This window comes from Streptomyces davaonensis JCM 4913 (assembly GCF_000349325.1).
GTDB classification, from domain to species: Bacteria; Actinomycetota; Actinomycetes; order Streptomycetales; family Streptomycetaceae; genus Streptomyces; species Streptomyces davaonensis.
Genome location: NC_020504.1, coordinates 872,326 through 882,409, shown reverse-complemented (window position 1 = coordinate 882,409; position 10,084 = coordinate 872,326). Strand labels below are relative to the sequence as shown.

Here is a 10,084-nt window from a genome sequence, read left to right as displayed (position 1 = left end):
CAGCCGACCGGCCGCGACCGATCCGCGCGCCCAGGGCACCACCGTGACACCGGCCCCTTGCCCCACCCTGCACGTCTGTTGCCCCTGCCCGCAGAACCGCCCGAACCCCCTCTCACCTGCACCGGAGCAGCCTTCAAGCTGAAGCCGAGCGACCGCGCGAACGAAGGAGCCGGATGACCCCGACCCCCCAGCACCGCACCGTCGGGTTCCTGAGGGTGAGCACCCTGCACGGACCGGCCCAGACCCTCACCCACACCCCCGACGCCCACCACCTCGTGCTCGGCCTGCACACCGCCGGCCACGCCACCCTGGTCCGCGGCGCCACCCCCGAGGCCTGCGGTCCCGGTGACCTCTTCGTCTGCGAAGACCCTTTCACCTTGCACGAGTCGGAGGACTTCACCCTCCAACTCGTACGGCTGCCGCGGCGCGCTTTGGCTCTCAGCGACCGTCGGACCCGGGCGCTGACCCGTCGTACGCCGTCCGCTGAAGGCCCCGTGGCGCCGTTGCTCGGCGCCCTCCTGCGGGAGCTGACCGGGGTGCGGAGCGAGCGGGCGGGCCTCCATCTGGCGAGCAGCGCCGCCGAGTTGGTCGTCCTGCTGGCCGCCGCCGAGGACCTCGACCCCGGGCCGCATGACGGTGGGCGAGACCGTGCGGCGCTGGTCGGGCGGGTGCGGGCGCATGTCGACGCGCATCTGTGGGACCGGAATCTGACACCCGCGAGCGTGGCCGCGGCACAGCACATCTCGATCCGCTATCTGCACCGGCTCTTCGAGGGCCAGGACAGCACCATCGGCCGGTGGATCCAGCACCGCCGCCTGGAGGAGGCCCGGCGCGAGCTGGCCCGCCCGGGGCGCGGCGACCTCACGGTGTCGGCGGTGGCCCGGCGTTGGGGCTTCGCCAGCGCCACCCACTTCAGCCGCAGCTTCCGAGCCGCCTACGGGATGTCCCCGAGCGACTGGCGTGACGGCCGGTTCAGGCCGTGACGCCCGTCGCGCGTCAGGCGGCGCCCTCGGTCATGGCCGCGCGGCGCCACTGCTGCGGGGAGCAGCCGTGCACCGCCTTGAACGCCCGGCTGAAGTGCGCCGGGCTGCGAAAGCCCCAACGCGCCGCCACCACCGCGATCGAAGGGCTCACCCGACCCCGCCGGGCCAGCTCCCGCGCGCACTGTTCGACGCGCAGCCGCTGGATCAGCCGCCCCACGGTGATGTCCTCGCCCTCGAACAGCCGGTGCAGATAGCGCACCGAGATGAAGTGCGCCCGCGCGATGCGCTCCGCGGAGAGGTCGAGGTCTTCCAGATGCCGCTCGACGTACTCCCGTACGGAGAGCCTCAGTTGCCGCTGTCCGGCCCCCGCGGGCTCCTCGGCCGACTCCTCGACCAGCCCCGCCACCAGATCCGTGACCATGCCCCCGAGCCGCTCGCCGACCGCGGCGGGCAGACCGGAGGCCGACTCGTCGAGGTGCCGCAGCACCAGCGTCAACGCGTCCGCCGACGAGGACAGGACGCGAGCCGTGGCGGACCGCAGCGCAGCTGCCGGGACATGCAGCACGTGACCGGGCAGCCGGAAGAAGAGCACCCGACCCCGCTCCTCCTGCTCCAGGCAGAAGGCCCTGCCGAGGTCGACCAGCGCCGACTGCCCGCTCGCCACGCACACCGTGCGGCCGTCCTGGGACAGGCGCACGGAGCCGTCGCGCGGGACCACGAGCGCCACCGCGTCCTCGGCCCCCGCGCGCACCGTCATACGCAGTGGCCCGGCCCCGCAGGCGATCATGCGGACATAGCCGAAGTGATGCAGCGTCACCGACTCGCCGACGCGGTCCCCTTCCGCCGCCACGACCCGCGCCGACAGGGCGGCCGACACCTCCGGGTCCGGCGCCGGGATCGTCCCGGACAGAGCGCTCACGAGGGCCCCCTTCAGCCGTACGCCTCTGAGGTATGAGTCTGTGCCGGGCGCCTGCGGAGGCATTAGGTCAAATGACTGCACTTGCCCTCTCCGCGGCCGCCCAACTGTGCACGCAGCGGCACGCATTGGTACCGGCACCCCGCTCGTCCGCCGCTCAGAGCCCTCTAGGCTGGCCCTCCCCGAGTGAACGGCCCGACCCCCCACGCGCGCAGGAGTTCCGGTGGAAGACCACGTTCCAGCCGCCGAGCCGGAACCCGTCCTGGAACGGCCGGCGCGCGACTTCGTCCTGCGGCACGCCTGGCCGGACTCCCGGGACCGCATGGCCGCCCTGTGGAACGGCGACGGCGGCGACGAGCCCGACGTCGAGGAGGAGTGGCTGGCCCTGCCCGGTCACGGCGGCCGCCGGATCCGGGTGCGGATCCTGCGCCCCGCGGGCAGCGCCGAGGACCTGCCGGTGGTGCTCTATCTGCACGGTCTCGGCTGGATGCTGACCGACGCCTACGCGCACCGGCGGCTCCTCGCCGACCTGGTGCTCGGCACGGACGCCGCCGTGATCGTCCCCGAGTACGACCAGCCGGCGGACGCCCGGCACCCCGGGGCCGTCGAGCGGGCGTACACCGTCAGCCGCTGGATCGCCCGCCACGGCGGGGAGTGGCGGCTCGACGGGAGCCGGATGGCGGTCGTCGGGGTCAGCGCGGGCGCTCACCAGGCCGCCGCGCTCACCCTCGTCACCCGGGAGCGCGGCGGTCCTGACCTTCGCCACCAGGTGCTGGTCTGCCCGGTGACCGACGCGGCCATGGACACCGCGTCCTACCACCGGTTCGCCAACGGCTACTTCCTCAGCCGTACCGCCATGCGCGGCTACTGGCAGCAGTACGCGCCGGACCCCGAGACCCGCGCCCACGCCACCGTCTCGCCGCTGCGCGCGGACGTCGACCGGCTGCGCGGACTGCCCTCGGCGCTGGTGCTCACCGCCGAGGCCGATGTGCTGCGCGACGAGGGTGAGGCGTACGCGGCGCGGCTGCGGGCCGCGGACGTCCCGGTCGTGTCGGTGCGCTACCACGGCACGATCCACGCGTTCGTCCTGTTCGACCTCCTGCGCGACACCGGGGCCTCCCGCGCGGCCCGCATCCAGGTCACGGACACCCTGCACGCCGCGCTGCACGCTGCCTAGGCGCCCGGGACGCTCGTCTCTTCGCCTCGGTGCCGGCGCCACTCGCTCGGTGTCACCCCGTACGCCGCCTGGAAGCGGCGGGTGAAGTGGCTCGGGCTGCTGAAGCCGCAGCGGGCGGCGAGGGCGGCGACGGTGAGCCGGTCGTAGCGCGGTGAGCCCAGCATCTGCCGTGCCTTCGTGAGCCGTTCGGTGATCAGCCACTGCTCCAGGCTGACGTCGGCCTCGCTGAGCAGGAGATAGAGTCTGCGCACCGAGATGGCGTGCTCGGCCGCGATCCGCTCGGGCGTCAGGGCGCGGTCCGCGAGGTGCCGGCGGGCGTAGGCCATGACCCGGGTGAGCAGGGTGTCGTCCATGACGGAGCGGACCGGTTCGGCGTCCTCGGCGTGGGCCGCGGACAGCAGGAGCGCCCGGACGAGTTCGGTCGTGGCGGTGCCGAGCGCCTCGGCGCCGGGGTCGTTCTCCAGGCGTCCGGCGTCGCGGAACACGGACCGCAGATGGTCGAGGACGAGTCCGTGCATCGGGCTCGCGGACAGGTGCTGCGAGGCCCGTACCACCGTCTCGACCGGCACGCCGAGACGGTTCATGTCGAACAGCATCGCGTGCGAGGTCCCGTCCCCGGACCAGCCGTAGGTGCGGACCGACAGCTCATGGAAGACACAGATGTCGTCGGCGCCGAGCAGCCGTTGCCGACCGCCGACCTCGGCGCGGTGGACGCCCTCGGGCTGGAGCGAGACGGACACCACGGGGTGACTGCGGTGGTGGTGCACATGGCGCTCGGTGCGCCGTACCTCGAAGCCGGAGTTGCGGGTGGCGAACAGATCGAGGCCGCCCACCCGCCACAGGTGCATCCGGGCGTGCATGCCCGTGTCGGGCTCCTCGTGGAACACGTCGTTGGGCACCGACGAGTCCGTCAGCGCATGACGGAACGCCTCCGGCCGCTCGCGCGGCGGCACGGTCGAAAGATCGAGCAGCAGCACGAAAGCCCCCCAACACGTCTGTTCCCCTGGCTCATTGTGCCTGAGCCCCGCTGCTCGTCGGCAGTGCCGGGGCGCCGGTGACCGACATGACGAGGGAGTACAGGGTGGTGTCGGCGGCGATGAACATACGGTTGCGGCGGGCGCCGCCGAAGCGGATGTTGGCGACGACGTCGGGGATCAGCAGGCGCCCGAGCAGGGTGCCGTCCGGGTCGTAGCAGTGCACTCCGCCGTCCAGGGCCGCGGCCCACAGCCGGCCCTGGTCGTCGAAGCGGATGTTGTCGAAGTTGCCGATCTTGCACTCGGCGAAGATCTCGCCGCCGGAGAGCGAGCCGTCCTCGCGGACATCGAAGACACGGATGTGGTTGGCGCGGCTGTCGGAGACGAACAGTCGCCGCTCGTCCAGGGAGAAGACCAGTCCGTTGGGGCCGCTGAACCCGTCGGCGACCAGCCGCACTTCGCCGCTCGCGGGGTCCACGCGATAGACGTTGCGGGCGCCGATCTCGCTCTCGGCGCGATTGCCCTCGTAGTCGCTGGTGATCCCGAAGTCCGGGTCGGAGAACCAGATCGAGCCGTCGGAGCGCACGGCGGCGTCGTTCGGGCTGTTGAGCAGCTTGCCCTGGAAGCGGTCGGCGAGCACGGTGACCGAGCCGTCGTGCTCGGTGCGGGTGACACGGCGATTGCCCTGCTCACAGGTGATCAGACGGCCCTCGTTGTCGAGGGTGTTGCCATTGGGATGACCGGCGGGGGAGCGGAACACCCCGACCGCGCCCGTGGTCTCGTCCCAGCGCAGCAGCCGGTCGTTGGGGATGTCGCTCCACAGCAGATACCGGCCGGCCGGGACATAGAGGGGCCCCTCGGCCCAGCGGGAGCCCTCGTGGAGGACCTCCAGCTTCGAGTCGCCCGCATGGCACCGCCCGATGCGGAAGCGCTCATCGAGGATCTCGTACACCTGCGGTCGCTCACCGGCCATGCGGACACCCTCACTGTCGTACCGACCATGCCGAAGCGAATGCTAGACCGGTCAGGAATGGAGAAGCGTGCCCTCGTGGGCCGTGGCTAGCGTGGCGGGCATGGACATCACGATCAACGCCAGCTTCCTTCCGCACACCGACCCCGAGGCCACCCTGGGCTTCTACCGCGACATCCTCGGCTTCGAGGTCCGCAAGGACGTCGGATACGGCGAGATGCGCTGGATCACCGTCGGCCCCGCCGGTCAGCCCGACACCTCCATCGTGCTGACACCGCCCGCCGCCGACCCCTCGGTCACCGACGAGGAGCGCCGCACCATCGCGGCGATGATGGACAAGGGCACCTACGGCTACGTCCTGCTCGCCACCGCCGATGTCGACGCCACCTTCGACCGGCTCCAGGCCACCGACGCCGACGTCGTCCAGGAGCCGACCGATCAGCCCTACGGCGTCCGCGACTGCGCCTTTCGCGACCCCGCGGGCAACATGATCCGCATCCAGCAGAAGCAGTGATCCGTACGGACAGCGACTCGTTGCCGTCTCTCGCGGCGATCAAGTAGAACCTGACGTACTGTTCGAACCCGGTCAGATCCGGCCAGGCGACACCGAGGAGACGGAGACACGATGAGCAGGGCCATCAGGACGAGCACCCAGTCGCCCGCGCCGCACATCGCCGACAGCCACGACCTGATCCGCGTGCACGGCGCCCGCGAGAACAACCTCAAGGACGTCAGCATCGAGATCCCCAAGCGCCGGCTGACGGTGTTCACGGGGGTGTCGGGATCGGGCAAGAGCTCCCTGGTGTTCGACACGATCGCCGCCGAGTCGCAGCGGCTGATCAACGAGACCTACCCCGCCTTCGTGCAGGGCTTCATGGCGAACCTGGCCCGCCCCGAGGTCGACGTCCTCGACGGACTGACCACCGTGATCAGCGTCGACCAGGCGCGCATGGGCGCCGACCCGCGCTCCACCGTGGGCACCGCCACCGACGCCAACGCCATGCTGCGCATCCTCTTCAGCCGCCTCGGCAAGCCGCACATCGGCCCGCCGAGCGCGTACTCCTTCAACACGGCCTCGGTGAAGGCCAGCGGCGCGATCACCGTGCAGCGCGGCGACAAGACCAAGGCCGAGAAGGCGACCTTCGAGCGCACCGGCGGGATGTGCACCCACTGCGAGGGCCGCGGCAAGGTCTCCGACATCGACCTCACCCAGCTCTACGACGACTCCAAGTCGATCTCCGAGGGCGCGTTCACCATCCCCGGCTGGAAGTCGGACAACGTCTGGACCGTCGGGCTCTACGCCCAGTCCGGCTTCCTCGACCCGGACAAGCCGATCAGCCGGTTCACCAAGAAGGAGATGCACGCCTTCCTCTACGGCGAGCCGACGAAGGTGAAGGTCAACGGCGTCAACCTCACCTACGAAGGTCTCATCCCGAAGATCCAGAAGTCCTTCCTGTCCAAGGACAAGGAGGCCATGCAGCCGCACATCCGGGCCTTCGTGGAGCGCGCCGTCACGTTCACCACCTGCCCCGAGTGCGACGGCACCCGGCTCAGCGAGGGCGCCCGGAACTCGAAGATCAAGCGGATCTCCATCGCCGACGCCTGCGCGATGGAGATCCGCGACCTCGCCGAATGGGTGCGCGGTCTGAAGGAGCCGTCGGTGGCGCCGCTGCTGACCGCGCTCCAGCAGACCCTCGACTCGTTCGTGGAGATCGGCCTCGGCTATCTCGCCCTCGACCGCTCCTCCGGCTCCCTGTCCGGCGGTGAGGCGCAGCGCGTCAAGATGATCCGCCACCTCGGCTCCTCGCTCACCGATGTCACCTACGTCTTCGACGAGCCGACCATCGGACTGCACCCCCATGACATCCAGCGCATGAACAACCTGCTCCTGCGCCTGCGGGACAAGGGCAACACCGTGCTCGTCGTGGAGCACAAGCCGGAGACCATCGCCATCGCCGACCATGTCGTCGACCTCGGCCCCGGCGCCGGTTCCGGCGGCGGCACCGTCTGCTTCGAGGGCGGCCTCGACGGCCTGCGCTCCTCCGGCACCGTCACCGGCCGCCACCTCGACGACCGGGCCGCGCTGAAGGAGTCGGTGCGCAAGTCCGACAGCGCGCTGGAGATCCGCGGCGCGACGGCCAACAACCTCCAGGGCGTCGACGTCGACATCCCGCTCGGCGTGCTCACCGTCATCACCGGCGTCGCAGGCTCCGGCAAGAGCTCGCTGGTCCACGGCTCGATCCCCGCCGCCGAAGGCGTCGTCTCGGTCGACCAGAGCCCGATCCGCGGCTCCCGGCGCAGCAACCCGGCGACGTACACCGGACTGCTGGACCCGATCCGCAAGGCCTTCGCCAAGGTCAACGGCGTCAAGCCCGCCCTGTTCAGCGCCAACTCCGAGGGCGCCTGCCCCGCCTGCAACGGCGCCGGGGTCATCTACACCGACCTGGCGATCATGCAGAGCGTGGCCACCCCCTGCGAGGACTGCGAGGGCAAGCGGTTCCAGCCCGCGGTGCTGGAGTACCACCTCGGCGGCCGCGACATCAGCGAGGTGCTCGCGATGTCGGTGACCGAGGCGGAGGAGTTCTTCGGCTCCGGCGACGCCCGCACCCCGGCCGCGCACGCCATCCTCAGCCGGCTCGCCGACGTCGGCCTCGGCTACCTCACCCTGGGCCAGCCGCTCACCACGCTCTCCGGCGGTGAACGGCAGCGCCTGAAGCTGGCCACGCACATGGCCGACAAGGGCGGCGTCTACGTCCTCGACGAGCCGACCACCGGCCTCCACCTCGCCGACGTCCAGCAACTGCTCGGCCTGCTCGACCGGTTGGTCGACTCCGGCAAGTCGGTCATCGTCATCGAGCACCACCAGGCCGTCATGGCGCACGCCGACTGGATCATCGACCTGGGCCCCGGCGCCGGACACGACGGCGGCAAGGTCGTCTTCGAGGGCACACCGGCCGACCTGGTCGACGCCCGCTCCACGCTGACCGGCGAGCACCTGTCGCAGTACGTCGGCGCCTGACGCAGGCTATACGGCCTGGACGACGACGCCGGTGGCTTCCAGTGCCACGACCTCGTCCTTGGGTGCCGAGTCGTCGGTGACGAGGGTGTGCAGCATGGTCGAAGGGCCGACGTAGGCGTAGGCGGTGTGGCCGAGCTTGCTGCCGTCGGTGGCGAGGACGACGCGGCGTGAGGAGGCGATGGCGGCCTTCTTCACGGCCGCGTCGTCGAGGTCGTAGGCGGTCAGGCCCTCGGCCGCGCTCAGCCCGCAGCAGCCCATGACGGCGGTGTCGAAGCGCAGGGCGGCGAGGGACGCGAGGGTGAGCGGCCCGGTCAGGGCTCCCTCGGCGGCCCGCGGCTGTCCGCCGGGCACCATCAGCGTGACCGGGGCCGGGACCTCGGCGAGCACCTGGACGGCCTGGAGCGACAGGGCCATCACCGTGACCGGCCGGCGGCGCAGCAGGTGGGCGACCTCCAGGCAGGTGGTGCCGCTGTCGAGGAGGACGGTCTCGCCGTCGGCGATGAGCGCGGACACCTCTGCCGCGATACGGCGCTTGGCGTCGACGGCCTTGTGGGCGCGCAGCGCGAAGGGCGGCTCCTCGCCCCGGAGCAGCAGCGTGCGCGCTCCACCCCGGACGCGCTCCAGAACGCCCTGCGCGGCCAGCGCGTCGAGGTCACGCCGGATGGTCATCTCGGAGGCACCGGTCAGCGCGGCAAGCTCCTGAACCGTGCTCCGGCCCGACTCCCTGACGGCCTGGGCGATCATCCCGTGCCGGTCTGCGTTGCTCATACGGTGATTGAACACCCCGCGAAACGAACATTCAATGTGTGCGATTCACCAGTATTCAATCACCAGGAATGTTCATTACGTTGATCGGTGTGAATCACTCCCTCCGTTCCGCCCGAGTGGCGACCTTCGTCTACTTCATCCTCTGCGGCACCACGATGGGCACCTGGGTGGTGAACATCCCCGCCATCGAGGAGCGCGTGGACATCAGCCACGCGACGCTCGGCGGACTCCTGGTACTGCTCGGCCTCGGCGCCTTCCTCGGCATGCAGGTCGCCGGGCGCCTGACCGACCGGCTGGGAGCACGCGTCGTGGTCCCCGCCACCGGAGTCCTGTGCGGGGCGGCCCTGGTGCTCCCCGGCCTCGCCCGGGATCCCTGGTCGCTGGCAGGCGCCCTACTGATCTTCGGCTTCTGCAACGGCTGCCTGGACGTCGCCATGAACGCCCACGCCGTGCACGTGGAGAAGGCGTACGGCCGTCCCGTCATGTCGGCCTTCCATGCCACGTTCTCGGTGGGCGGGGTCCTCGCCGCACTCGTGGGCGCGGGCACGGCGAGCGCGGGCCTGAGCCCGACGGCGGGCATGGCCGCGGTAGGGGCCCTGAGCATGGTGATCGCGCTGGTGTCGGCACGGGCCCTGCTCCCCGCGGCAGCCGACACGGACACGGTGGACGAGGCGCCGACCGCTGAACACCAGCGGGGCACCGGCGGACGTATCTGGATTCTCGCCGCCCTGGCCCTGATGGTCATGCTGTGCGAGGGAGCCGCCAACGACTGGAGCGCGCTCCACCTGAAGGACGTCCTCGGCGCACCCGCGAGCGCGGCGGCCTCCGCGTACGGCACCTTCGCGGCGACGATGACCATCGGACGACTGCTGGCCGACCGCATGGTCGCCCGGGTCGGTTCCCTGGCGATCCTGCGCCACGGAGCGGTCATGGCCGCCGCAGGAATCACGATCGTGGCCCTCGCCCCGTGGATATGGGCCGCGTTCGTGGGCTGGGCGCTGTTCGGTCTCGGCCTGTCCGGCTGCGTACCGCAGTTGTTCAGCGCCGCCGGCCACGCCGACCCCGCCGCCGCGGGCGCCAACGTCTCCCGCGTCGCCGGACTCGGCTACGTCGGCATGCTCGCCGGCCCCGCCGTCATCGGCTGGCTGACCCATCTGGTCGCCCTGAACCACGCCTTCGTCCTGCTGACGCTGCTCTGCGCGATCACGGCAGTGGCGGCGGGAGTCCTGCGCACCGCACCTGACCGCACGCGTGAGCCGGCGACGAGCGTCAACTGA

9 protein-coding genes are annotated in these 10,084 nt (G+C 71.2%); 5 read left to right on the top strand and 4 right to left on the bottom strand.

Annotation, left to right across the window (positions count from 1 at the left end; all coding sequences use genetic code 11):
• The first annotated feature begins 173 nt into the window (after window positions 1–173).
• A complete protein-coding gene (locus tag BN159_RS03885) occupies window positions 174–983 on the top strand; it encodes an AraC family transcriptional regulator (RefSeq protein WP_015655596.1) in 810 nt (269 codons plus the stop codon).
• Window positions 984–996: 13 nt separating this feature from the next.
• Here BN159_RS03885 and BN159_RS42695 read toward each other — a convergent pair whose 3' ends face one another.
• Window positions 997–1,902: a helix-turn-helix domain-containing protein gene (locus tag BN159_RS42695; protein WP_051113465.1), complete on the bottom strand. Its 906-nt coding sequence runs from the start codon at window positions 1,900–1,902 to the stop codon at window positions 997–999.
• A gap of 220 nt (window positions 1,903–2,122) precedes the next feature.
• On the opposite strand from BN159_RS42695, the gene BN159_RS03875 reads away from it, so the two are divergent.
• Window positions 2,123–3,076, top strand: coding sequence for an alpha/beta hydrolase (locus tag BN159_RS03875; RefSeq protein ID WP_015655594.1), 954 nt, complete (start codon window positions 2,123–2,125; stop codon window positions 3,074–3,076).
• Here the strand turns inward: BN159_RS03875 and BN159_RS03870 are convergent.
• On the bottom strand, window positions 3,073–4,053 hold the full coding sequence (locus tag BN159_RS03870) for an AraC-like ligand-binding domain-containing protein (RefSeq protein WP_015655593.1): 981 nt from the start codon (window positions 4,051–4,053) through the stop codon (window positions 3,073–3,075). The genes BN159_RS03875 and BN159_RS03870 overlap by 4 nt on opposite strands.
• Before the next feature lie 31 nt (window positions 4,054–4,084).
• Window positions 4,085–5,023: an SMP-30/gluconolactonase/LRE family protein gene (locus BN159_RS03865; RefSeq protein WP_015655592.1), complete on the bottom strand. Its 939-nt coding sequence runs from the start codon at window positions 5,021–5,023 to the stop codon at window positions 4,085–4,087.
• Window positions 5,024–5,123: 100 nt separating this feature from the next.
• On the opposite strand from BN159_RS03865, the gene BN159_RS03860 reads away from it, so the two are divergent.
• Entirely contained in the window at window positions 5,124–5,534 is a 411-nt protein-coding gene (locus BN159_RS03860; RefSeq protein WP_041820769.1) for a VOC family protein, read from the top strand.
• 111 nt (window positions 5,535–5,645) lie between these two features.
• On the top strand, window positions 5,646–8,039 hold the full coding sequence (locus BN159_RS03855) for an ATP-binding cassette domain-containing protein (protein ID WP_015655590.1): 2,394 nt from the start codon (window positions 5,646–5,648) through the stop codon (window positions 8,037–8,039).
• 6 nt (window positions 8,040–8,045) lie between these two features.
• Here BN159_RS03855 and BN159_RS03850 read toward each other — a convergent pair whose 3' ends face one another.
• Window positions 8,046–8,807, bottom strand: coding sequence for a DeoR/GlpR family DNA-binding transcription regulator (locus BN159_RS03850; protein ID WP_015655589.1), 762 nt, complete (start codon window positions 8,805–8,807; stop codon window positions 8,046–8,048).
• Between the two features lie 68 nt (window positions 8,808–8,875).
• Here BN159_RS03850 and BN159_RS03845 point away from each other — a divergent pair, with 68 nt between their 5' ends.
• The gene (locus BN159_RS03845) at window positions 8,876–10,084 is read left to right on the top strand and encodes an MFS transporter (protein ID WP_015655588.1); all 1,209 of its coding nucleotides are present in this window, start codon (window positions 8,876–8,878) and stop codon (window positions 10,082–10,084) included.

Bases quoted from the DNA above. Each gene is read 5' to 3' on its own strand.
- BN159_RS03885 (WP_015655596.1), top strand. From the start codon at position 174: ATGACCCCGACCCCCCAGCACCGCACCGTCGGGTTCCTGAGGGTGAGC.
- BN159_RS03865 (WP_015655592.1), bottom strand. From the start codon at position 5,023: ATGGCCGGTGAGCGACCGCAGGTGTACGAGATCCTCGATGAGCGCTTC.
- BN159_RS03860 (WP_041820769.1), top strand. From the start codon at position 5,124: ATGGACATCACGATCAACGCCAGCTTCCTTCCGCACACCGACCCCGAG.
- BN159_RS03855 (WP_015655590.1), top strand. From the start codon at position 5,646: ATGAGCAGGGCCATCAGGACGAGCACCCAGTCGCCCGCGCCGCACATC.
- BN159_RS03850 (WP_015655589.1), bottom strand. From the start codon at position 8,807: ATGAGCAACGCAGACCGGCACGGGATGATCGCCCAGGCCGTCAGGGAG.
- BN159_RS03845 (WP_015655588.1), top strand. From the start codon at position 8,876: ATGTTCATTACGTTGATCGGTGTGAATCACTCCCTCCGTTCCGCCCGA.